The 24,007-nt window shown below is 49.8% G+C and carries 17 protein-coding genes; 7 read left to right on the forward strand and 10 right to left on the reverse strand.

From position 1 onward, the window contains the following. Positions 1 to 93: 93 nt before the first annotated feature. From yidC to lpxK, 6 genes are all read right to left on the reverse strand, one after another. On the reverse strand, positions 94 to 1,959 hold the full coding sequence (gene yidC, locus NT073_RS17730) for a membrane protein insertase YidC (protein WP_297376005.1): 1,866 nt from the start codon (positions 1,957 to 1,959) through the stop codon (positions 94 to 96). A 143-nt stretch (positions 1,960 to 2,102) separates the two neighbouring features. Further along, positions 2,103 to 3,800 carry a CTP synthase gene (locus NT073_RS17735; RefSeq protein WP_297376007.1) on the reverse strand — a complete coding sequence of 566 codons (1,698 nt, stop codon included), beginning with the start codon at positions 3,798 to 3,800 and terminating at the stop codon, positions 2,103 to 2,105. 404 nt (positions 3,801 to 4,204) lie between these two features. Then, positions 4,205 to 4,843, reverse strand: a complete 639-nt coding sequence (locus NT073_RS17740; protein ID WP_297376009.1) for a gluconate 2-dehydrogenase subunit 3 family protein — start codon at positions 4,841 to 4,843, stop codon at positions 4,205 to 4,207. An 18-nt stretch (positions 4,844 to 4,861) separates the two neighbouring features. Beyond that, positions 4,862 to 6,607 (reverse strand): GMC family oxidoreductase, encoded by a 1,746-nt coding sequence (locus tag NT073_RS17745; RefSeq protein WP_012926610.1) that lies wholly within the window; start codon positions 6,605 to 6,607, stop codon positions 4,862 to 4,864. Positions 6,608 to 6,836: 229 nt separating this feature from the next. Beyond that, a complete protein-coding gene (locus tag NT073_RS17750) occupies positions 6,837 to 8,849 on the reverse strand; it encodes a putative porin (protein WP_297376012.1) in 2,013 nt (670 codons plus the stop codon). Between the two features lie 52 nt (positions 8,850 to 8,901). Then, the gene (gene lpxK, locus NT073_RS17755; protein WP_297376013.1) at positions 8,902 to 9,969 is read right to left on the reverse strand and encodes a tetraacyldisaccharide 4'-kinase; all 1,068 of its coding nucleotides are present in this window, start codon (positions 9,967 to 9,969) and stop codon (positions 8,902 to 8,904) included. Between the two features lie 84 nt (positions 9,970 to 10,053). Here lpxK and NT073_RS17760 point away from each other — a divergent pair, with 84 nt between their 5' ends. Genes NT073_RS17760 through NT073_RS17770 form a run of 3 tightly spaced genes read left to right on the forward strand, consistent with a single transcriptional unit; the run spans position 10,054 to position 13,226 of the window. Beyond that, on the forward strand, positions 10,054 to 11,154 hold the full coding sequence (locus tag NT073_RS17760) for an o-succinylbenzoate synthase (protein WP_297376016.1): 1,101 nt from the start codon (positions 10,054 to 10,056) through the stop codon (positions 11,152 to 11,154). 14 nt (positions 11,155 to 11,168) lie between these two features. After that, complete coding sequence (locus tag NT073_RS17765) at positions 11,169 to 12,671, forward strand: helix-turn-helix transcriptional regulator (protein ID WP_297376018.1); 1,503 nt, start codon at positions 11,169 to 11,171, stop codon at positions 12,669 to 12,671. Between the two features lie 24 nt (positions 12,672 to 12,695). Further along, positions 12,696 to 13,226 carry a GNAT family N-acetyltransferase gene (locus tag NT073_RS17770; RefSeq protein ID WP_297376020.1) on the forward strand — a complete coding sequence of 177 codons (531 nt, stop codon included), beginning with the start codon at positions 12,696 to 12,698 and terminating at the stop codon, positions 13,224 to 13,226. Positions 13,227 to 13,385: 159 nt separating this feature from the next. On the opposite strand, the gene NT073_RS17775 is transcribed toward NT073_RS17770, so the two are convergent. Then, complete coding sequence (locus tag NT073_RS17775) at positions 13,386 to 15,653, reverse strand: aconitate hydratase (protein ID WP_297376021.1); 2,268 nt, start codon at positions 15,651 to 15,653, stop codon at positions 13,386 to 13,388. Between the two features lie 308 nt (positions 15,654 to 15,961). Here NT073_RS17775 and NT073_RS17780 point away from each other — a divergent pair, with 308 nt between their 5' ends. Next, on the forward strand, positions 15,962 to 16,417 hold the full coding sequence (locus NT073_RS17780) for a CHRD domain-containing protein (RefSeq protein ID WP_297376022.1): 456 nt from the start codon (positions 15,962 to 15,964) through the stop codon (positions 16,415 to 16,417). An 81-nt stretch (positions 16,418 to 16,498) separates the two neighbouring features. Here NT073_RS17780 and NT073_RS17785 read toward each other — a convergent pair whose 3' ends face one another. Together NT073_RS17785 and NT073_RS17790 are read right to left on the reverse strand one after the other, a co-directional pair. Beyond that, positions 16,499 to 16,966 (reverse strand): Hsp20/alpha crystallin family protein, encoded by a 468-nt coding sequence (locus tag NT073_RS17785; protein WP_297376023.1) that lies wholly within the window; start codon positions 16,964 to 16,966, stop codon positions 16,499 to 16,501. Positions 16,967 to 17,026: 60 nt separating this feature from the next. Further along, the gene (locus NT073_RS17790; RefSeq protein ID WP_297376024.1) at positions 17,027 to 17,293 is read right to left on the reverse strand and encodes a hypothetical protein; all 267 of its coding nucleotides are present in this window, start codon (positions 17,291 to 17,293) and stop codon (positions 17,027 to 17,029) included. Positions 17,294 to 17,847: 554 nt separating this feature from the next. On the opposite strand from NT073_RS17790, the gene NT073_RS17795 reads away from it, so the two are divergent. Beyond that, positions 17,848 to 18,015 (forward strand): hypothetical protein, encoded by a 168-nt coding sequence (locus NT073_RS17795; protein ID WP_297376027.1) that lies wholly within the window; start codon positions 17,848 to 17,850, stop codon positions 18,013 to 18,015. Between the two features lie 30 nt (positions 18,016 to 18,045). Here the strand turns inward: NT073_RS17795 and NT073_RS17800 are convergent, their stop codons facing one another. After that, on the reverse strand, positions 18,046 to 18,261 hold the full coding sequence (locus tag NT073_RS17800; RefSeq protein ID WP_297376030.1) for a hypothetical protein: 216 nt from the start codon (positions 18,259 to 18,261) through the stop codon (positions 18,046 to 18,048). Positions 18,262 to 18,904: 643 nt separating this feature from the next. Between NT073_RS17800 and topA the strand changes: the two genes are divergently transcribed. Both topA and NT073_RS17810 read left to right on the forward strand, forming a co-directional pair. Then, a complete protein-coding gene (gene topA / locus NT073_RS17805; protein ID WP_297376032.1) occupies positions 18,905 to 21,583 on the forward strand; it encodes a type I DNA topoisomerase in 2,679 nt (892 codons plus the stop codon). Positions 21,584 to 21,711: 128 nt separating this feature from the next. Beyond that, a complete protein-coding gene (locus NT073_RS17810) occupies positions 21,712 to 24,000 on the forward strand; it encodes a family 20 glycosylhydrolase (RefSeq protein ID WP_297376034.1) in 2,289 nt (762 codons plus the stop codon). The last annotated feature ends 7 nt before the right edge of the window (positions 24,001 to 24,007 follow it).

Genomic DNA, 24,007 nt, shown 5'->3' on the forward strand with positions numbered 1-24,007 from the left:
TCAATTGGGTTAATGCACAAAAGCAACGCGAAGGCGTTGCTTTTGTCAATGAAGGATGATAAATAGAAGCAGTAGTCACCGTTTATTCATCACTTACTTCTTAGACTTTGCTCGGCGCTGGGCTTCATCAGCCTGCTTACGGGCCTCTTCGGCGGCAGCCAGCTGTTTTTGCAGCAGCGCCTGGAATCCGCCGGGCTTCTTGCCTTCTCCGGCTGCGTTCTTACGACGGTTTTCGTCCAGAACCGCTTTGATCTTATCTTCATCAACAAACCGGCGGATCAGTTGTTGCTGAGCAATCGTTACAACGTTCGATACAAAGTAATAAAACGTCAAACCGGCCGGATACGAGTTGAGAACGAACATGAACATAAGCGGGAATACATAGCTCATAGCTTTCATATTCACTGGTCCCGGCTGCGTTGGTGTTGTCTGGTTATTGTAATACGCGTACGCAATGGACGAAATCGTCATTAATACCGTAAACAAACTGAGGTGACTACCAATAAAAGGGATAGCCGGGAAGGTAATAAACGCATCATAGGTTGACAGGTCATTAGCCCACAGGAACGATTTCTGGCGCAGCTCAATTAAATTCGGGAAGAGCATAAACAGCGAGAAGAGAATCGGCATGGTTGCCAGTACCGGAACGCAGCCACTCAGCGGACTAACACCCACTTCCTGATACAATTTCATTTGCTCAGACTGTTGCTTGGCCATGTCGTCACCAACCCGTTCCTTCATCTCGTTCAACTCCGGCTGGAGAACCCGCATTTTGGCCATACTGATGTATGACTTGTAGGTTAACGGTGTTAGAATCAGTTTTACGAATACCACCAGTGCAATGATCAGTAGGCCGTAGTTGGCAATGAACTTCTCCAGGAAGTTGAACACTGGCACGAAGAAGTACTTGTTGATTGGCTTCAGGATGGAGTACCCAAGGTATACGTTCTGATCAAATTCGGGGGCTACACTACCCAGCAACTGAAAATCATTGGGTCCGTAAAAGAGTTTGTACTGTCCTTTTCCGGCTTTTACATCGGCAATGGGCAGGGTTACATCGGCAATGGCCGTTTTTACGACACTACTGTCGGCCGGATCGACCAGCGCTTTAAAATTTGCCTTGGTCAGCGGGCTGTTTCTGGCAACAAAACCCGACAGGAAGTATTTATGCTTGATGGTAAACCATTTCACGGGTTCTTCGACAGTTGCTTCCTGGTTACTTTCGCCCTCGGTTAATTTCTCAAAATCTTCGTCGGCCGTCAGGTAATTGATGGTAGCAGCCCGGCGGTTGTTGGCCAGGTCATTTTCATACTGCCGCATTTTATCTTCCCAAAAGAACCGGATATCGCCAGTACCGATCGCATTTGACAGACCGTTCAGCTTAAGGTCATAGTCGAGTACATACCCCTCGGCCGGAATTGTGTACACCTGTTCAACAGACTGCCCCGGCGCTACTTCTGCCCGAAAGACAATCTGCTGCGCCTGACCACTAACCGTACCACCTTGCGCTGTTGTCTGGTAGTATAGCTTGTGTAAATCAACCTTACCCTGATTTGTAGGGAGTTCAAGAAGGGTTTGACTGCTTTTCTCGTCAATAAGAACGAGTGGTTTCTGGTCGAAGGTCTTGTACTTTTTCAGAATAACCTCCTTTACCCGACCGCCCTGCGTGGTAAGGGTTACTTTAATATCGTTATTTTCAACGACAATATCACGGGCCTGGCCGATGGCAACGGTTGCGAAATCACCAAATTTAGCCGTTAAGGCAGCTGAGTCAGGAGTTTGTTGAGTGCTTTTGCCGGCACCTGTATCCGTAGCGGCAACCCCGGAGGCAGTTGTGGGTTTTGTTGTTTGTGTTTGTTGAGCAGCCTGTTTTTCGGGCGCAGGTTTCGGTACCAGCAGCTGGTAGCCGACCAGCATCGCCAGAATCAGGACAATGCCAATAAGTTGATTACGATCCATTTTATAAGTTAGTAAGTCGGTAAGTCGGCAAATCGGTAGCCGGTAAGCGGCTGGCGCATGTGTTTTATGGCGTCAGCCACTTACCGGCTACCGACTTGCCGACCCACCGACTATTTTGCGCAAAAATACGTCAATCCGGCTGCTTAATCAACCACATCGGCGGTTTCTACACGGGCGGTCAATACATCGGATGTAGTTTCTGCAGTACGTTTTTTCTGAGTATACGTAAGCGCAGCTTTCACGAACTGAACAAAAAGCGGATGGGGATTCATCACGGTACTTTTCAGTTCCGGGTGAAATTGAACGCCCACATACCAGGGATGTCCTTTTAATTCAACGATTTCGACCAGGCCAGTATCCGGATTGATACCTGTTGGGCGAAGTCCTGCTTTTTCGAAGGCTTCCTGGAAATCACTGTTGAATTCGTAACGGTGACGGTGGCGTTCGCTGATTTGCATTTTGCCGTAAATCTGGTGAGCCAAAGAATCCCGCTTGAGTTTGCAGGCATAGGCACCCAGACGCATCGTGCCTCCTTTGTCCGTAATGCTTTTCTGCTCCTCCATCATACTTATAACCGGATTAGGTGTGTGCGGCTCCATCTCCGTCGAATGGGCATCCGGAATGCCCATCACATTACGGGCGTACTCGATTACCGCCATTTGCATCCCAAGGCAAATTCCCAGGAAGGGAATGCCTTGCTCCCGAACAAACCGAACAGCGTTGATTTTTCCATCGATACCCCGCTCGCCAAAGCCCGGCGCTACCAGAACGCCGTCGAGTCCACTAAGTACCTGAGCACAATGATGCTCATCGACCAGCGTTTCGGATTGAATCCACTCCAGCTGAACTTTACATTCGTTGGCAGCCCCGGCATGAATAAAGGCTTCGGCAATAGACTTATAGGCGTCGTGCAGTTCAACGTATTTCCCGACAAGGCCAATACGAACGGTATCGCCCGGATTCTTCAGCCGTCCTAAAAAGCCCTTCCAGGCATCCAGATCAGCGTCCTTATCGTTGTAGAGATCAAGCATATACAGCGCCCGCTGATCGAGCCGTTCCTTTTGCATCAGCAGGGGGACATCATAAATCGTTTCCGCATCGAGGGCCTCGATTACTGAGCTCACCTGAACATTGCAGAACTGAGCAATTTTTCGACGGATGTCCTGCGGCAATGGATGCTCGGTACGGCAGGCGATAATATCCGGCTGAACTCCGTTTTCGAGGAGCATCCGGACCGAGTGCTGTGTCGGTTTTGTTTTAAGTTCCCCGGCCGATTGCAGGTAAGGTACCAGCGTAAGGTGAATAACAAGGGTGTCTTTTTCGCCGAGTTCAAACTTCAACTGGCGAACCGCTTCTACAAAGGGCAGCGATTCAATGTCACCTACGCAGCCGCCAATTTCGGTGATCACGATATCGTAATCGCCCGTTTCGCCAAGGAGCTTGATGTTACGCTTGATCTCGTCGGTGATGTGGGGGACGACCTGTACGGTTTTACCCAGAAAATCGCCCCGGCGTTCGCGGGTGATCACGTTATTATAGATGCGTCCCGTAGTAATGTTATTCGCCTGAGAAGTTGGCCGGTTCAAAAACCGCTCGTAGTGCCCAAGGTCGAGGTCTGTTTCAGCCCCATCGTCTGTTACATAGCATTCGCCATGCTCATAAGGATTGAGTGTACCAGGGTCGATATTGATATACGGATCGAATTTCTGAATCGTAACCGTAAGCCCCCGTGATTGAAGCAGTTTGGCAAGTGAAGAAGCAATGATGCCCTTGCCCAGTGATGAAGTTACTCCGCCAGTAACAAAAATATATTTCGCGGATTTTGGTCCCGTAGCCGCCATGATTGAAACCTGTTTAGGTCGTTACGGGACGTAAAGGTACAAGAAAAAAGGCGGAATGGGCGAACTGAATTTGCAAAAAGTTAATCTAATTCGCCTAATCAATTGGTCATCAGATCGCTCTGAAGGGAATTATCTTTTTGTAACCTAAATTAAAGCTAAACTTTACATAAACAACTTTTATGCCGTATATAATAATCATACCCTATGCATAAAAACTAGGTTCAGAAGTATGATTGCATATGCTAGCCTGATTATATTCTACTAGTAACGCCTTCCGGTAAACTGCTGTCGTACAGCCAGTATGCCGGACAGCTGGTTTTATACATTTACATCAAACATATATACTTATCATACAAAAGCGCCCTTACTTTTATCATAAGGGCGCTTGCGGTTAAACCTATACTTTACTTACCTTGTGTCAGTTCTCGCTCCTCGTAGGCAAGTCCGTACTGCTTCAGGACATCTTCAGGAACGCCATCCCACTGGTTCGGCACGTTACCCACATAGCCAATGTCTTTAATTCCCATCTGACTGGTGTAAAAACCGGTAGCCGTGAGGTTACGCATGAAGCTGAAAAAAGAGGCTCCTTGTGTCATATCAGGCTTTGCTTTTCCCGGATAAGCGATCTGCTCCACCATGTCAATTTGCTGTGCTTTTGTGCACAGAACGAAGGATTTGCCGTATCGCTTGGTACAGGTGTTATCCAGCCACTTGATACCACCCCGCATGGGCGTCTGGTTTTTGGGCTGGTCTTTCATCATGAATTCGATGAAGGCCGGAACTCCCGCCTGCGACGCACTCCCCGACCGTTCATCGGCGGGTATAATGATATCGGATAGCACCGTTACCGTTTGCAGTTCGTGAGGAGTAAAGAATTTCTCGGCGTTCAGTCGTGCGTCCCGCTCGGCTTCGAACTTCTGACGGCCACCGGGAATTTTCAGCGGCTTAACGTCTGGTGGCGCGGGAACGGCCGCTTCAACGGGATTGACAGCCAGGCCAAAACCCGTGAGCGACAGGGCTTTAAGGGAATCTCTGCGTTTCATTGGTTTTCGGGTTTAAGGTTATATGTTTTTCTGTTTTACCTGATCGATTAAATACTCACTGGTACGCATGGAGCTGGCAAGGATGGTCCAGGTAACGTTTTTATCACCCTGCGACGGGAAGGGAGCCGCATCCACGACAAACAGGTTCTTCACATCGTGGGCCTGCTGGTATTTGTTCAGCACCGAGTTTTTTGGATCATTCCCCATCCGGGCAGTACCTACTTCGTGGATGATCTGACCCGGAGCGGCCAAGCCGTAGTTATTGGCGGCATTTGGTTTGTCGCCTAAGGCAATTCCTCCCATCGAATGAATAATCTCTTCGAAAGTTTCCTGCATGTGCTTCGCCTGCTTCACTTCATAATCCGACCATTTGTAGTTGAACCGCAGAACAGGAATACCGTATTTATCAACCACATTCGGGTCGATTTCGCAATAGTTACTTTCCAGCGGCACCGGTTCACCCCGCCCGGCCATACCAACATAAGCACCGTAGAACCGGCGGTAGTCATCTTTCAGACTAGCTCCGTATCCACCACCGGGATGCATCTTCCCGTCGCGACCCGGAATCATGCCGTTCATCGCTTCGATACCCCAGCCAAATCCATAGGCAGGCATGCCCATACCGCCCCAGTATTCGATGTGGTACCCGCGAGGGAAGTCTAGCTTCTTATTGTCGAGCCACCAGGGTGTAAATACGTGCATACCGCCGACGCCGTCCTCGTTGTACCGCTTACGGTCCATCAGGGCTGGTACAAACGCTGAACGACTGGCGCCCGTAGAGTCGTTGATGTATTTACCGACTACATTACTGGAGTTGGCCAGGCCGGTCGGAAAACGACTCGATTTGGAGTTGAGCAATAAACGGGCGGTTTCACCAGCACTGGCGGCCAATACAACCGACTTTGCCTTTACCGTAACCTCCTGCAGGGTCTGCGTGTCGACATAACTAACCCCCGTACATAGGCCGGTAGCCGGGTCGGTTATAACTTCCCGAACCATAGCACCATTGATAAGGGTGACGTTCCCGGTTTTCATGGCTGGCTTCACCAGGACCGATGACGACGAGAAGTCGGCATACGCCTGGCAACCGCGTCCACACTGACTACAGTAAAAACAGGAGCCCCGCTCATTGTTAACCGGCTTGGTCAGGATAGACAAACGGGATGGAATTACCGGAATGCCGATACTACGGGCTCCTTTCCGGATCATCAGTTCGTGCAGCCGGGGCTTGGGTGCGGGCAGAAAAATACCATCCGGTTCAGAAGGCATATTCTCCACCGAACCGAAAACGCCGATCATTCGGTCGATTCGGTCGTAAAATGGTTTGATGTCGTCGTAACCGATAGGCCAATCTTCACCAACGCCGGTCATGCTTTTACGCCGGAAGTCGTCCGGAGCAAATCGAAGGGAGATGCGCCCCCAGTGGTTTGTACGACCACCCAGCATTCGTGACCGGAACCATTGGAAATCGGACCCTTTGGCATTCGTGTAGGGTTCACCCTCAATATCCCATCCTCCCCAGGCGGCATCGAAATCGCCAAAGGCACGGGTTGTACCCGCTCCGCGTCGGGGCGACTCCCAAGGCCATTTAAGTTGGGTAATGTATTTTGGATCGGCCGGGTCAAAATAGCCACCGGCTTCCAGCAGCACAACTTTGGCACCAGCTTTCGCCAGCATATAAGCTGCCATGCCTCCTCCGGCCCCTGAGCCGACAATTGCTACGTCGTATTGGACGGGCGCTTTTTGAATCTGAAATGGATCCATGCAAAAAATGTAGGTTAATTAATTAATCGAAATAAACCCCAACAGTATTTTAAAAAATTTTAAAAAGCAAAAAGTAGCGACAATTACTTCTTGAGCTGGTGATAATAAATGAGCAGCTATCGGTTAATTACTGACTATCAGCCTCTTAATCAATATCTAATAACCTTATAACCAGTGCTTAAACAGAATAAGCAGGAAATGGTCATCTCTTACCTGTTATCGACGAAAATCAATCGAACAGATACCAGTCGACCCCGAAGGCAAAACCCCGGCGCATTGGCAGGAAGTCAGGTGCCACGTAATAGCCGGGTGTAATCAGGCCTTGGTTGGCATGGGTTAGTTTGATGAATAAGCGGGTACGGTTGATCCGCAGATTCGCGTACAAATCAGCCAGTACATACCCCTCTACCTTCTGGCGATTTTGAATGTGGTACTGCTGGGTGAGGGGCATATACGCATCCCCGTAGTACGGCGATTTATAATGAAGATCAATTCCTGTTTGAATGTATAGCACTTTAGCATACAGAAATTCATACTGAATGCGAGTATTTATAAAAAATGGTGGCATACGAATAACGTCCGGCCCCTCTTTGGCAGTATAATAGGCCTGCCCGGCAACAAGAAACTTACCTAGTTGCAAATGATACCCCAACCCCGGCCGTATAATACTAATAGGCGACTTTTCCTGCTGAACAACTCCGGCCGTATCGAAATAAACGTAATTCTTAACCAGATAATAATCGAGACTCGGTTGAATACGCAGCTTTTTATAACCCACATTCAGCTTACCGTAGGCATGGAGATAATTCCGCTTGGATAATGGCTCCAGTCCCCTTGTTGCATCAGGCCAGAGATACACTTTGCTCTGAAACCGCTCCTGGAGCAAGGTCGGCTCGACGTTTACATAGGAGCCACCCGCCGTGAGAAACTTACTCTCGACCTGCCCCTGAATTCGGTAACTCCCACCCGCCCCCAGTTCAGCTTCGGCCGTCAGGCGGGATAGGCTATCTGGGAAATAATACCCAAGCCAGCCCCCAACAAAGGTTTCGGTTCGGGTAGTAGCATATTCATTATAGTTGGTCCGGGAGGTATTGTAGAGGCTTGTCTGCCGGTAATTTCGTATCCGCAGGTAAGCCCGGTAGTTGAACGAAGCTCCTTTAAACTGTGAGATACCTTTGATACCAAACTGATTTTCAAATAGCCGAAAACGGGCATGCTGCTCCAGCCGGGAGGTATCGCCTAAGATGGTTGGATAAAATTTCCGAACATCTGTGGTTAGGCCGGCATCAGTCAGATTCAGCCGAAGGGTATCGTCCTGGTAAAAGTTTTTCTGAACCTGATAATCGAATTTATGATAGAGCTGAAAACCCTGATCGAGAATATACTGGTGGTATATATGCGAGTTGTTGCGTATTTCCCAACCGTGCGGCCCCTGTAACGATGTGCTGCCGCTTCGTAAACGGGCATCGCCGGTATAATTATAAAGAATAGGAACACCACTGGCCGTTTCACCCGGCAACACGCCCCCCTGCTCATCGAGGCTGTGGTTCATATTAATGAAATGGGCCAGCAGGATGTATTTATCGTTCTTCGAGCGGTAGTTCGTGTGTAGCTGAACGCCCCAGTTTTGCGCTAACAGCTTATAAGGGTCCGTATTCCCACTGGTACCAAACTGTTTTTGCGACGTAAATCGCTGTACATCGAAGCCGACATTCCAACGAGGGTTAATGTTCTGCGCCATATCGAAGCGCAGGATGTTCTGGTTGTTTCCGCCCAGCGCAATGTACATATCCGTAAAGGGCGATTTGGTATCGTAATACCGCACATCCATCGTCTGGTACGCATAGGGCGAAAAGACATAATAGCCCGACTGGGCACCCAGTTGCTGAGGAACCTGTAGAAAAACCGGCCGCATAGGTGTACCCAGCGCCCCTAAATCCTGGTAGGTGTTCTGGCTCCGCTGCACATAGGTGAAACGGTGTACATCGTCCATGGTTGTATCGAGGGTGTAGAGCTTCCGGCGGTTGTTGAAGACATCGTCTTCCAGTACGTACCGGGTAGACCTGGGGCCGTAGATTACTTTCGTTGAATCATCAATACCATTCGTACCTGTGGTTGAGGTTGGCATACTCTGGCGCCCGCCAAAACTACCCGGCACCTGCGTACTTCCCGGAAACTGCTGCGACCAGGCCGGTAAGGACACACTTAAACTAATTAGTAAGGCAATAAAACTACGCTTCATCAGCTCAAAAGTACACCAAAACGCCGGACACCCGCTAGTTAGCCCCATCCTCTTAACGATTTTTAAGTCGGGCGGTTGTCAAAAACCGGCTAAATGCCGCTTCGTGACTGTCCAGGAGCTGCATGGCCACGGGCAAATAAAACAAAGGTAGTGTATCCCGCTCCTCCGCCGTTAATAACGCATCCAGTTTCACCCAATCCTTCTCCGTTGTCAGTACCACGGCCCCGGAGGGCAATTTTTCCAGTACAGCGTTAAGGTCGGTGCGCTGGTAGGCATGATGATCAGCAAATCGGATGTGATGACGTAATGTAAAGGCTTCGCGCACGTACAGTTCCAGCGGCCCCGGATTGGCCAGTCCTGACACCAGAACGACTTGTTGAACATCGTCTGCACCGGCCTTTTGAGCAGCAAAGGAAACGGGCTGTCCATAGTGCAGTCCGGCAAAGAAAACCGGCGTTTCAGCACTCGTGTAAGGACGGATTTTTGCTGTGATCTGCATCTGTTCGGCAACAGCCAGATAATTCGGGCACTTGGTCACGACAATTGCATCCGCCCGCCGGGCCCCATGCCGCCGTTCCCGCAGTCGCCCGGCAGGAAACGGATAGTCCTGATAAAATGGCCGGTTGTAATCCATCAACAAAATAGACAGGTGCGGCTGAACGGCCCGGTGCTGAAACGCATCATCCAGTAAAACTTCCTTAATGTTGGGGTAAAGGTGCATCAACGACTGTAAAGCGGGAGCCCGACGCTCCCCAACACTTACCCGGATATCAGCGCCAAACTTGCGGTACATCTGAAGCGGTTCGTCGCCAACAGTTGACGCAGTGTCCAAATCGGAAACCAGCTGGAAGCCGGTCGTTTCCCGACCATAACCTCGGCTCAGCGTTGCGGTTGCGCCAGCCGTATAGGAGCTCTGATCGATTGACCGTTTAATCAAAAATTCAACCATAGGTGTCTTTCCTGTACCCCCAACAGTCAAATTACCAACACTGATCGTGTAAATAGGAGATTGGTAGGATTTTAATAACTGGCTGTTAAATAACCAATTACGCATGTCCATTATTAGCCCATAAAGTCCACTGAATGGCAAGAGTAGGCATTTATATATAAACCGCTTCATTAATAATTTTGTAATATTGCCAGCTTGAGCAGTCAAAATTAGTACTTTTAGGACTGGGAACTCCCGTCCTCACCGTTTAGTACAATGAGTTTAAAAGCCGACTACCTGAAATACACGTTGCATTTTCGCTTCGAAGCGGGTACGTCACGCGGCACCCTCACCGAAAAAACGTCTTATATAATCCGGCTTTCTGACGATGAAAATCCGCCCGTTATCGGGTATGGCGAATGTGGTCCGTTAAAAGGACTCAGTTACGATGACCGCCCGGATTTCGAAGATTGCCTCCGTCAATATTGCGATGAATTTACGGCGATGGACCTTCAGCTGTTCAGTTGGAATGTCCCGATCATTCTCAACCAGGTCATCAGCCCCCAGTTCCCGAGTATTTTGTTTGGTTTCGAAACCGCTATGCTCGACTTTCTAATGGGTGGTAAGCGTATCATTCGCCCGTCGGACTTTATCAGTGGCCAGCGCAGCCTACCCATCAACGGGCTCATCTGGATGGGTAGCCAGTCGTTTATGCGCCAGCAGATCGAAGAAAAACTGCTCGCGGGCTATACCACCCTAAAACTAAAGATCGGAGCTATCGATTTCGACCAGGAATGCGATCTACTGGCGATGATTCGGGAGCGTTTCCCCGCAGACCAAATCACCCTGCGGGTCGATGCTAACGGAGCCTTTACGCCTGAGGAAGCGATGAAAAAGCTCGAACGGCTCGCAGGTTTTGACCTCCATTCCATAGAGCAGCCCATTCGAAAAGGGCAGCCCGATCTGCTGGCTGAACTGTGTAAGCATTCGCCCCTACCCATCGCACTGGATGAAGAGCTGATCGGACAAATGGAGTACGTTCATAAATTCAGGTTACTGAAAAAAATCCAGCCTCAATACATTGTCTTGAAGCCTACCCTGCTGGGTGGCCTGCGGCATTGCGATGAGTGGATTGAACTGGCCAACCGACTTAACATTGGCTGGTGGCTTACCTCGGCTCTGGAGTCGAATATCGGCTTGAACGCGGTGGCTCAATATACAGCCCAGTTTAAACACCTGCTGCCCCAGGGGTTAGGCACCGGGCAACTGTATCACAACAATGTCGATAGTCCACTCGTTGTCGAACATGGGCAGCTACGGTACGACCTTAGCCGAAGTTGGAATTTAGGGCCCCTCTTTATGGATGCCTCTCACTAAGTAAACACGTACCATTGAACCTCCCCGCCGATCATATCCGCCTGCTGTTTGGCTTAAAACTGCGCCAGCTTAGACTCGACAAAGGCCTATCTGTCAGCGAATTGGCCCAAAAAGCAAGTCTATCCGTTTCCTACGTTACGGAAATTGAAAAGGGGCGTAAATACCCAAAAGCAGACAAGATATCAGCTCTGGCCAACGCCATGCAGGTGGATTATGATACGCTTGTTTCCCTCAAACTAAGTAAAAAACTGGAGCCGATCTCAGACCTGCTTCGGTCTAAATTCCTGACTGAAATACCGCTCGAACTCTTTGGTATTGACCCCTCGGATCTGCTTGAACTACTAGCCGAAGCTCCGGCCAAAGTCAGTGCCATGATTCGAACGTTTATGGACATCGCCCTCAGCTACAACATGAGTGTTGAGCGGCTGTACCTCACGATGCTGCGGTCTTATCAGGAGATGCACGACAATTATTTCCCGGATATAGAAGCGGATGCCGATCGCTTTTTAACTGAATTTGCCCCCGCCCCCAATCAGCCAGTTACTGAACTTTTGTTGAAAAACCTGCTAAAAACGCGATACAACGTTCGTATGGAACAGTTTGACCCGTTAACGCAGCCGGAAATAACAGCGCTTCGATCTGTGTATCGGCCTGAACAACAGACGCTTCACCTCAATGCTGGATTAACGCCGGAACAACGCTTATTCATACTGGCACGGGAGGTAGGGTTTCAGTTTATGGGGTTAAAAAATCGGCCCTACAGTTATTCCTGGGTCGAAGCGGAATCGTTCGAGCAGATTCTGAACAACTACAAAGCGTCTTATTTCGCCGGGGCCATTTTGATCCGGCGCGCCGTTCTGGCTGAAAAGCTGGGCGCCTTATTTGCCCGGGATACCTGGAACAACGACGACTTCCTGCAACTCATTAATGAGTTTGGTGCCACCCCCGAGCAATTTTTTTACCGGCTGAGCACCATTCTCCCGAGCCAGTTCGGTATTGACCAGCTTTTCTTCTACCGGTTCAATCATACACCGGGTCAAACCACGTTTCAGCTGACTAAGGAGATGCACCTTTCCCGCCAGCAGGGACCACGAGGTATTGTCGACGAACATTTCTGTCGGCGCTGGATTGCCTGGACTATCCTTCAGGAACTCCAGTTTCTGCAACAGAACAAAGGGTTTGACGGCACTCTTTGCCGGGCGCAGATTTCGGAGTATTTTGATTCGAAGCAGCAATACCTGATCATCTCAGTCGCACATCCCTTTCAGGCCATCGGGCATCAGAATATTAGCCTTTCGATGTGTTTTGCCATCAACGATGCCCTGCGCAGCAAGATGAAATTTCTTTCAGGTTCCTCGCTCACGAACCCGGCCAGTCAAGTATCGACACGGATCGTCAACGAAGCCTGCGAACGCTGTGGTATATTCGATTGCCGTGAGCGGGTTGCCGCCCCTGCCGTCCTTCAGAAGAAACGACAGTTTGCGGCCATGAAAAAAGCCATGGAAGCCCTGCGCTAGGGGCACAGGAAGACAAACCTGTTTATGTTTTTTCAGAGAATTACGGGCCCACATCCTTTCCTGGCACCCATTCAAATCTGGTATGAAGGCTCATTCCCAGATGAAGAGCGCCGAGAATTTGATAACCTGTTACAACTGCTTCCCCAGCCTGATATGCACCTGTGTGCCTTGATAGCCGAGGAGCGACTTATTGGTTTCATTATTTACTGGCGCTGGCCGGAAGCAGTATATGTTGAACATTTTGCCATCGACCCGGAGCAGCGAAGCAGGCAGTTAGGCCAACGCGCGCTCACGCACTTACGGCAACTCGATAGCCCCTGTTTCTTATTGGAAGTTGAACTCGCGACTGATGAATTAAGCCGTAGACGAATTCAATTTTATGAACGGCAAGGTTTCTCGCTTAATCCGTTTCCTTACACCCAGCCACCCTATCAGCGTGGCAATCCACCAATTCCCATGCACCTCATGTCGAGTCCAGCCATTGTAAGCCAGCAGGAATTTGCTGGATACAGTCGATTGATACACGAGCGTGTCTATGAACGGTTCTACGTATAAGCGTGCTAATTATATGTAGTTGGAAACGGTACGCTGTACCAAATGAAAGGATAACTTATCCAATTATTTCGGACACATGGTGCTGGCCTTGCGTCAAAAATGAACAGGCCGATTGTCTTGCGACAATCGGCCTGTTCATTTTAATATAATACATATGAACTACGCGTTCTGCTTCATCCGAATTATGTTCAGGGCAGCACCCGCCTTGAACCACTCAATCTGACCTTCGTTGTAGGTATGATTAACCGGGAAAGCATCCGTTGAACCGTCGGCATGATGCAGTACGACCTCAAGTGGGCGACCCGGAGCAAACTCCGTTAAGCCATTGATTTCGATCGAATCATCTTCCTGAATCTTGTCGTAGTCGGCAGGATTAGCGAACGTCAGGGCCAGCATTCCCTGCTTTTTCAAGTTGGTTTCGTGGATACGGGCAAACGACCGCACCAGAATAGCCCGAACACCCAGGAAACGAGGCTCCATGGCTGCGTGCTCACGGGAAGAACCTTCACCGTAGTTTTCATCACCCACCACGATTGAACCGATACCAGCTGCTTTGTAAGCCCGCTGAACAGCCGGTACTTCGCCGTACTCACCCGTCAGCTGGTTTTTTACGCTGTTGGTCTTCTCATTGTAGAAGTTGACCGCGCCAATCAGCATGTTATTGGAAATATTATCCAGATGACCACGGTATTTCAACCAGGGACCCGCCATCGAGATATGGTCGGTAGTACACTTGCCTTTTGCCTTGATCAGCAGTTTCAACCCTTTCAGATCGGTACCCTCCCAGGCTGCAAACGGTGCCAGCAGTTGCAGACGGTCCGACGTTGGGCTCACGAGCACCTGCACACCCGAACCATCTTCGGCCGGAGCCTGATAACCGGCGTCATCAACCGCATAGCCATTAATTGGCTGCTCTATACCCTGTGGCTCATCCAGTTTTACCTGTTCGCCATCTTCATTGGTCAGCGTATCGGTCATCGGGTTGAACGTCAGATCACCGGCGATGGCAAAGGCGGTCACGATTTCGGGCGAGGCCACGAAGGCGTGGGTGCTGGCGTTGCCGTCGTTCCGCTTGGCGAAGTTCCGGTTGAAAGAAGTAATGATCGAGTTTTGCCGGCTTGGGTCATCCATATGACGTGCCCACTGCCCGATGCAAGGACCGCAGGCATTGGCTAGTACAACCCCACCGATTTCTTCGAATGTATCCAATAGTCCATCACGCTCGGCCGTAAACCGAACCAGTTCAGAACCCGGCGTTACGGTAAACTCAGCTTTGGTTTTCAGCTTTTTAGCCGTTGCCTGAGCCGCTACGGAAGCCGAACGGGTCATGTCTTCGTAGCTGGAGTTGGTGCAGGAACCAATCAGGCCCACTTCCAGTTTGGCAGGCCAGTTGTTTTCTTTCACCGCTTTGGCGAAGTTCGACAGCGGCCAGGCCAGATCAGGCGTGAACGGACCATTGATATGGGGTTCCAGCTCCGACAGGTTGATTTCAATTAATTGATCGTAGTACGATGCCGGATCAGCATATACTTCATCGTCAGCCCGGAGATCGGCTTTAACGGCAGAAGCCGCATCAGCAATATCGGCCCGGCTGGTTGCGCGCAGGTAGTCGCCCATCTTTTCATCATACGCAAAGATCGAGGTAGTTGCTCCAATCTCAGCGCCCATGTTACAGATGGTTCCTTTACCCGCAGCCGACAGCGTTTCAGCACCTTCGCCAAAATATTCAACGATGCAGCCTGTTCCGCCTTTTACGGTCAGGATACCAGCTACCCGCAAGATAACGTCTTTCGCCGACGACCAGCCACTTAGTTTGCCCGTCAGTTTAACCCCGATCAGTTTTGGCATTTTTAATTCCCAGGCCAGGCCCGCCATCACGTCACAGGCATCGGCACCACCCACACCGATAGCGATCATACCCAATCCACCCGCCATTGGCGTGTGCGAATCGGTACCGATCATCATACCGCCGGGGAAGGCGTAGTTTTCCAGGACAACCTGGTGAATAATTCCACCACCTGGTTTCCAGAAGCCAATACCATACTTGTCCGAAACCGAAGCGAGGAAGTCATATACTTCTTTATTTTTATTTTTGGCAATGTCCAAGTCCTTTACTGCCCCTACTTCGGCCTGAATCAGGTGGTCGCAGTGAACGGTTGACGGAACAGCTACTTTTGGACGACCGGCCTGCATAAATTGCAGCAACGCCATTTGGGCCGTTGCATCCTGCATAGCCACACGGTCGGGTGCAAAATCTACATAATCCTTCCCCCGCTCAAGGGCTTGTGTGGGAGTACCCGCAAAGAGGTGACTATACAAAATCTTCTCCGACAGGGTCAGCGGTTTGCCCACTGCCTTCCGGGCGGCTTCGACGCGTTCGCCGAGGTTAGCGTAAACGCGCTGAATCATGTCTAAATCAAAAGCCATAGCAAAAAGGGAATAATAAAATAGGTTACTAAAAGAGATGCTCTTTATAAGAGAACCAACAAATCCAAAAAATGGATTCTGGTTAGCGGCTCAAAATTAGAAGATTCTGAATCGTTTTGGAAATATTAGCTGGAATGGATTGTAAACAACCGAAAAGAAGCCCCTCAAACGATCAATTCGGTGTATTTTGTACCCAAAATGCAGAATCAAATAGATAATCAGCTTATCTTGGCAGTCAAATCAGGTCAATACGGTATCTATTCCAACAAATCCTGCTATACGTATTAAGCCATAGACGCTGAACTGCTATGAACAAAAAATCTGTACTATTTTCGGTAGCCACGTTCCTGGCGCTGGGGGTAACCCTTTCCTCATGCCTTGATGATGAGAACCCAACGGTTACCTCAACAATCACTCAACTTTCGGCAACATTGACGGGTGCCGGCGAAAAACCTAATCCTGTTCCATCGACCGCAACGGGAAACTTTACCGGGAAGCTGAATACAGTGAGCCGGGTTCTTAGCTACACGGTCACATACCAGGGGCTGAATCCAACGGGTGGGCACCTGCACAAGATTGTAAACGCAGACGGTACCGGCCCGGTTGATATACCCTTTCCAAGCCTGACCTCTCCAATCATTGCCACTACAGCTCCACTGCGCCAAACGCAGGTTGATAGTCTGCTGGCTGGCCAGTACTACGCCAACCTGCACACAGCCGCTTATAAAGGTGGCGAAATACGGGGTGAGGTCCGAAAAAAATAGTAATCTCTTGACTAATCGAACCCAATAAAAAAGCCTCTGCCGTAATCAGCAGAGGCTTTTTCACTGTACTCGTCATTAAATTTAGCCTACGCTGATCGTTTGAGCCGGTTTATTAGTCGCCGGATTCTTGGGCAAAATCACCTTTAGAATACCATCGGCATAACTGGCCGATATATTTTCGGTAATGACTTTGTCATTCAGTTGGAACGAGCGTTCGAATGGACGGTTACCATGCTCCTGGTAGGTGTAGTTACCCGTTGTACCTGATTCATTCGTTGCCGATGCATCGTCCCCTTCGTATGAAATGGTCAGTACGTCGTCTTTCACAGAAAGCTTTACGTTTTCTTTGGCCAAGCCAGCCGCAAATAGCGAGATGATATACTCGGCATCGGTTTCCTGAATGTTTACAGGTGGCTGAAAGAAGCTACCGGCTTGCCGGGCCCAGAACCCACCGAATTTACCACGGCCCCACTTGCCGCCAAATCCACCGCGGCCCATTTGTCCGCATCCGCCTTTATGTTCTGATTGATATGCCTGTCTGTTATACATGGTTCTTGTTTTTAGTCTTGTGTTTACCAATTCTGTACTTGATTTGTGTTCTTCATGTGCTTAGTTGATGGGGATAACTCGGGCATAACTTGCCTGATTTATCGGCATCCGATAAGCTGGATTGTCGATGGATATAATGTTCGATGACTGCCAGCCACCGTGCTTAACGCGTCCAAAAGCCCGGCCACCTGCCAGACGGCTCCCTACAACCCGCCCTAGCAGAGCAATTCCCAGCGCCACCAGGAGTACTTTTAACAGGAGTGATACCAGAAAGAGTACCAGACCGGCCGCCAGCGCCAAGCCAGCGATTCGCCAAATGATGTTCATGTCGTTTATTATTAGTTGTGTACAAAAAGCCCGATTTATCAGGAAGAGGCTAGCGACGAAAATGACGGCCGATTTTTTCGTTCAATAACTTCCTTTAAGGCCTTTGGTAAGGATGACGGACAAGTCTAGCCTTTTACTTTAACGAATCGCAAAGTTTTTTCAACTATTTTCTATTGGCTTGATCTATAGCTAATTAACACACCCATTCTCTTGATCAAGTTTACGATTTATTCCCCTAAGCGTGGATTAAGATCGCGGTGACCATAGCATTGAAGGGTGTCAGGCCTTCATTTGTCATATATGAGTTCCATGAGATGGCTACCCTGCCCTTTTATCCGTTGAACGGTGTAGCCGAACACTTTCTTCAATACTCTTTCAAAACGATTAGCTTTTATCCCATTTCCTCACAAATACCTCTTCGTTACGAGCAAACAGTAATTGGTTGGCCTTAGGCAGCCAATAATTATCATATATAACCTGTAGATTTTATTCATTTAATCAATCAACGGTATGAGAAAAGCACTTATTGGGGCAACAGTCATTGCCTTGGCGTATTGGGGTACGCCTGTAAAGACGACGACGAAAACCCAACGACCGCAGCCAACAGTCCGGTTCAGTTAACAGCAACGCTTAATGGCGCGTCTGGTGGATCGACGACCACAACAGGAGCTGGAACATTTACGGGTAGCCTGAATCAGGGAACCTCATCAGGCTACCCGTAAATGTTCCAGGGTATTGAGTTACACAGTGAATTACTCAGGTATTACGGCCACAGCCATTACACTTGATCCTGTGGGGACTTCGACCTCCGCTACCACCGGCACATCAGCGTATAGTAACAGCATTTTACTGGCGGGTGTCTTCCCGTCAACAACGACGAGCCCAGGCAGCGGCACCAGTACAATACCGGGAAGCGGCACATCCACAACACCAGGCAGCGGTACAGCCGTAACGCTGACGTCGCCCATAAGTGGCACTGTTTCTGTTTCACAAAGCCGTGCTGACAGCATATCCAGAGGGCTATATCAGTTAAATATTCGGTCAACAACGTATCCAAATGGAGAAATAGGCGGTGCTGTCCGGGTTCGCTAAGCACATCCTTTATTTCGCGTAAACAAATTCGATCAACAATGACTTCGTCCATCCGGGCGAGGTCATTGTCGATTTAGGGGGTGTCAGACCGTTAATTCTACTTGTGTATCGAAGCGTACAAGTCAGGCTATTTATTGACGTTTCGATAACCGTTTATTCGGCAGACTCACTAAATACATGAAACTGGGTTGGTATCAGGAACCCAAAGTAAACCGAACCGGAAAAATATTTATGTGGGTTCTACGCTGCCCGATATGAGTCCAAACAAGCAGGATTTACACCACCAAAATCCCGAAAAATGGGGCTTATCTGTTCATTTAAAGGGATTTTATACAACAAATACGAACTGTGAATGAATATGTATTGTTAAGCATGTATACCCCCTCCTGCGACACTAAAATCTCCTGCCTAGTTTTGGCGTATATATACTGACTTGCATAAGTCAGTGCTTTTGCGTCTATATTTGACCTGATTCGAGGGAGAAAAGGAGCGGAGAGAATATCAACCTGACCATTAATTATGTCGAAAAACTTAGTCATTGTGGAGTCGCCGGCAAAGGCAAAAACCATAGAAGGCTATCTTGGAAAAGACTTTACAGTGAAGTCCAGCTTTGGTCACGTTCGCGATTTACCCAAAGATGGGTTAGCCGTTGACGTCACCAATGGCTTCCGGCCGTCTTACGAAATTTCGCCCGACAAGAAGAAGTTAGTCAGTGAACTTAAATCACTGGCCAAGTCGGCAGAGGAAGTATGGCTGGCAACGGACGATGACCGCGAAGGGGAAGCTATTTCGTGGCATCTAAAAGAAGCACTGGGTCTCCGCGATAACACCAAACGGATCGTCTTCCGCGAAATCACCAAAAATGCGATATTGAATGCCATCAAATCGCCCCGCACCATTGATGTTGATTTAGTGAACGCCCAGCAGGCCCGCCGGGTACTTGACCGTCTGGTTGGCTACGAGCTTTCGCCGGTTCTGTGGCGGAAGATTAAAGGCGGAAGTACGGGTCTGTCGGCTGGTCGGGTGCAGTCCGTTGCGTTGCGGCTCGTGGTCGAACGCGAACGGGAGATCGACAAGCACTCGGCTAAATCGTCGTTTAAAGTGACGGCGCAGTTTATTGTCGACGGCAATAAAGTACTGAACGCCGAACTGCCCAAAAACTTCGCTATAGCGGCTGAAGCCCGGTCTTTTCTGGAAGCCTGCGTTGGGGCAACGTTCACCATCAAAAACCTGGAAACACGCCCCGCCAAAAAATCACCCGCTCCGCCGTTCACGACCTCTACCCTACAACAGGAATCGTCGCGTAAACTGAGTTACTCGGTCGATCGTACCATGCGAATTGCGCAGAATTTGTACGAAGCCGGTAAGATTTCGTACATGCGTACCGACTCAACCAATCTCTCGCAGGAAGCCATCGATAAGGCCGTAGCGGAAATCGGTACTGAGTTTGGCGAAAAATACATCCAGACCCGACAGTTCAAAACCAAGAACGAATCGGCACAGGAAGCCCACGAAGCCATCCGTCCAACAAATTTCAACGACCGCAGTGCCGGGGGCGACCGCGACCAAAAGCGTTTGTATGAACTGATCTGGAAACGGGCCATAGCTTCCCAAATGGCCGATGCGCAACTCGAACGGACCACCGTAACGATTGGCATACGCTTCGCCAATGGCGCTACTACCACCTTTCAAACGAACGTAGACGATAGCCCGTTTGTCGAAACGCCGAAAAGCGAGAACCGGTCATTCCCCAACGAACTGGTAGCGCAGGGCGAGGTTATCAAGTTTGACGGCTTCCTGCGCGTTTATCTTGAATCGAAAGATGATGAGGACGACGAAGACGCCAAAGGCATGCTGCCTCCGCTGAATATCGGCCAGGGACTCAATCTGGGTCAAATGAAAGCGACGGAAAAATTCACCCGTCCGCAGCCTCGTTACGCCGAAGCATCCTTGGTAAAGAAACTCGAAGAAATGGGCATCGGTCGTCCTTCAACCTACGCACCGACCATTTCGACCATCGTCAACCGGGGATACGTCACCAAACAGGACAAGCCCGGCCAGGAGCGGAAATATACTGAATACACGCTGCAACAGAATCAGATCAGCGAAACCAGCGGGAAGGAAACCTACGGCTCCGAAAAAGCCAAGCTATTCCCGACTAATACCGGCATTGTTGTAAACGACTTCCTGGTCGAATACTTCCCCGACATCGTGGATTACAAATTCACGGCTTCTGTTGAGAAGGAATTTGATGAGATTGCCGATGGCCGGATGAACTGGCAAACGATGCTTCAGGATTTCTACGGCGATTTCCATAAAAACATTGAAGATATTCAGGGCTCATCGGTGGTCGCCTTTAAAACCGGTGCCCGCGACCTGGGCATCGACCCCCGTTCGGGCAAGAAAATATCAGCCCGACTGGGTAAATACGGTGCCTATGCTCAAATCGGAGAATCGACCGACGACGAGAAGCCCCAGTACGCCAACCTGCGAGATGGTCAATTAATCGAAACGATTACCTTGCAGGAGGCCCTCGATCTGTTCTCGCTGCCGCGCGAAGTTGGCTTCTTCGAAGATAAACCGATGACCATCGGAATCGGAAAATTCGGGCCGTATGTGAAGCACGACGATAAATACGTGTCGCTCACCAAAGAAGACGACCCTTACACAATTGACGAAAGCCGGGCTGTTCAGCTCATTCAGCAAAAACGGGCCGAAGCCGTTAGTGAAGCTCTGGGCGAATTTGAAGGCAAGATGGTATCGACGGGAAAAGGACGGTTTGGTCCTTATGTCAAGTTTGAAGACAAATATATTTCGCTACCGCGCAACGAATCCCTCGCCGGCCTTACGCTGGAACGGGCCATTGAACTGATCCAGGCCAAGCGCGTTGTGGAAGCGAATAAATACATTAAGGAATTTCCGGAGAATCCGGCCGTGAAGGTCATTAACGGACAATACGGCCCCTATCTGGCCATCGGCAAACGAAACGTTAAAATCCCGAAAGACGTGGACCCCGCTTCGCTAACCCTGGAGGATTGCCTGAAACTGGGTGGTGATGAACCAGCCGCCAAAGCCCCGGCCAAGAAGGCTGCTGCAACGAAAGCAACAGCCACGAAGGCAGCAGCAAAACCCAAAGCAACGGCCACCGCGACCAAAAAACCGGCAGCAACGGCGAAAAAGGCGGTAACGAAAAAATAAGCCGCTCCCGATTTAACAGACGGTACCAAAAACCTTCCCTAACGGAAGGTTTTTGTTTTTTAACCCCTTTCCGCAAAATCATTGCTATTTTGCCAGCTAAACCATAGCACAGTTGCTTTTACCCCCGCATGAAACATTTGCTTTTTCTGCTTCTCCTGTCCAGTACTGTCTTTGCCCAATCTGAAAACGAATACAACCTTATTCCCTTTCCTGCCCGGTTCTTGGGGCAAAACGGCCAGTTTCCCCTCTCGGCAACAACCCGAATCGTCGTATCAGACCCAACGGTAAAGGCGGTTGCCCAGACATTTGCCGGTCAGGTCAAAGCCTCTACTGGTATTACCCTCACCGTAGCGTCGGCCAGTCCGGCGCTCACCAAAGGCGCGAATGTTTTCTTTACTCTGAACAAAAAACTGGCTGTAGGCGACGAGGGCTATAAACTGACCGTTACCCCTACCCGTGTTCAGGCCGAAGCCTCGACACCCAAGGGGTTATTTTATGCGGCCCAAACGATTCGTCAATTGATACCTCCCGGTGCCTCGGCCACTGCCGCGCTGCCCGCCTGCGCCATTACGGACAAACCACGATTTGGCTACCGGGGCCTAATGCTCGATGTAGGGCGTCATTTTATGCCGGTTGCGTTCGTCAAAAAGTTCATCGACCTAATGGCGATGCACAAACAGAACACCTTTCACTGGCATCTGACCGAAGACCAGGGCTGGCGAATCGAAATAAAGAAATACCCTAAATTAACCCAGATCGGTAGTAAACGAGCTGAATCCATCGTGGGCCAGTATTATCAGAATTACCCCCAGCAGTTTGACGGCAAACCTATTTCGGGCTTTTATACCCAAGAAGAAATAAAAGATGTGGTGCGGTATGCCCAAAGCCGGTTTGTGACAATTATCCCGGAAATTGAAATGCCCGGTCACGCACAGGCCGCCCTGGCCGCATACCCCGAACTGGGCTGCGACCCCGCCAAAGGCTATCAGGTATTCACAAAATGGGGTGTTTCGGAAGACGTTTACTGCCCCTCGGAGAAAACGTTTACGTTTCTGCAGGACGTATTGACGGAAGTGATCGCCTTGTTTCCGGGAAAATATATTCACATTGGGGGCGATGAATGCCCTAAAACAGCCTGGAAACAAAGTGCCTTCTGCCAAGAGCTGATGAAAAAGAACAATCTGAAGGATGAGCATGAACTCCAGAGTTATTTTATCAGGCGTATTGAAAAATTCCTGAACAGCAAAGGCCGCTCCATCATCGGCTGGGATGAAATTCTTGAAGGCGGTCTGGCTCCCAACGCTACGGTCATGAGCTGGCGCGGTACCGAAGGCGGTATTGCCGCTGCCAAACAAAAGCACAATGTGATCATGACACCCGGCGGCACCTGCTACCTCGATCAGTATCAGGGCAATCCGGCCACCGAGCCGCTCGCCATTGGTGGCTATCTCCCCCTCGACAAAGTTTACGGCTATGAGCCCATGCCTACCGAACTGGCGACTGCCGAGCAGAAATACGTGCTGGGTGTACAGGGGAACATCTGGACCGAATACATGCCCACAGCGGAATCTGTCGAGTATATGGCGTTTCCGAGAGCTATCGCCTTAGCCGAGATCGGCTGGATGCAAGCGGGCACGCATAATTTTGAGGATTTTAGCCAGCGGCTCAAAAATCACCTGCCCCGGCTCAAAAACGTGAACTATGCCAAACGCCTGTTCGACATTACGGCCAGTACACAAGCCGGTGATCAGGGGCAGATTCAGGTCGTTTTGAAGAAGCTGGACAGCGATAGCCGAATCCTTTATACGACCAATGGAAAAGAACCGAATGAGCAAAGTCCCGAATACATTGGCCCCATTACACTAACAAAGACAACGACTATACGGGCTAAGACATGGACTGGGGGGCAGCCAACCGGCGGGCAGCTTACCCAAACGTTTGTGTTGCACAAAGGGAAGAACAAACCTTACACATATGGCACACCGCTGGACAAGTACAGTGACCCAAAATCAGCGAAGTTAACAGATGGCGTTCGGGGCGATACCCCCCGGAGTCGGCAGGAATGGGTAAACGTGTACGGCAACGACATGGACGTTACCCTCGATCTCGGTAGTGTGACGAGCGTGACCAAAGTATCCTTGAACTTCCTTAAGGTCATTCTGGAGAAAGGTTTCCCGCCAAAGTCGGTGGAAATTGCCTTGTCGAAGGATGGCAGCGACTTTAAAGAGGCCATTGCACAGCCCGTAGTGTATGAACTAAACGGCCCCTGGGCTATTTTACCCGTTGTTGCGGACTTCAAAACAGCCCGAGCCCGTTATGTACGAATTCAGGCGAAAAATGCGGGAATTTGCCCGCCTGAACACCCAAATGCGGGCGAAAAAACCTGGTTTTCTATCGACGAAATTGTGGTGGAATAGCGGTATA

The organism is Spirosoma sp. (assembly GCF_026391055.1).
Taxonomy (GTDB): Bacteria; Bacteroidota; Bacteroidia; order Cytophagales; family Spirosomataceae; genus Spirosoma.

Coding starts and splice junctions, on each gene's coding strand:
- yidC (WP_297376005.1), bottom strand. CDS start 1,959: ATGGATCGTAATCAACTTATTGGCATTGTCCTGATTCTGGCGATGCTG.
- NT073_RS17735 (WP_297376007.1), bottom strand. CDS start 3,800: ATGGCGGCTACGGGACCAAAATCCGCGAAATATATTTTTGTTACTGGC.
- NT073_RS17740 (WP_297376009.1), bottom strand. CDS start 4,843: ATGAAACGCAGAGATTCCCTTAAAGCCCTGTCGCTCACGGGTTTTGGC.
- NT073_RS17745 (WP_012926610.1), bottom strand. CDS start 6,607: ATGGATCCATTTCAGATTCAAAAAGCGCCCGTCCAATACGACGTAGCA.
- NT073_RS17750 (WP_297376012.1), bottom strand. CDS start 8,849: ATGAAGCGTAGTTTTATTGCCTTACTAATTAGTTTAAGTGTGTCCTTA.
- lpxK (WP_297376013.1), bottom strand. CDS start 9,969: ATGAAGCGGTTTATATATAAATGCCTACTCTTGCCATTCAGTGGACTT.
- NT073_RS17760 (WP_297376016.1), top strand. CDS start 10,054: ATGAGTTTAAAAGCCGACTACCTGAAATACACGTTGCATTTTCGCTTC.
- NT073_RS17770 (WP_297376020.1), top strand. CDS start 12,696: ATGTTTTTTCAGAGAATTACGGGCCCACATCCTTTCCTGGCACCCATT.
- NT073_RS17775 (WP_297376021.1), bottom strand. CDS start 15,653: ATGGCTTTTGATTTAGACATGATTCAGCGCGTTTACGCTAACCTCGGC.
- NT073_RS17780 (WP_297376022.1), top strand. CDS start 15,962: ATGAACAAAAAATCTGTACTATTTTCGGTAGCCACGTTCCTGGCGCTG.
- NT073_RS17785 (WP_297376023.1), bottom strand. CDS start 16,966: ATGTATAACAGACAGGCATATCAATCAGAACATAAAGGCGGATGCGGA.
- NT073_RS17790 (WP_297376024.1), bottom strand. CDS start 17,293: ATGAACATCATTTGGCGAATCGCTGGCTTGGCGCTGGCGGCCGGTCTG.
- NT073_RS17800 (WP_297376030.1), bottom strand. CDS start 18,261: ATGGGCGACGTCAGCGTTACGGCTGTACCGCTGCCTGGTGTTGTGGAT.
- topA (WP_297376032.1), top strand. CDS start 18,905: ATGTCGAAAAACTTAGTCATTGTGGAGTCGCCGGCAAAGGCAAAAACC.
- NT073_RS17810 (WP_297376034.1), top strand. CDS start 21,712: ATGAAACATTTGCTTTTTCTGCTTCTCCTGTCCAGTACTGTCTTTGCC.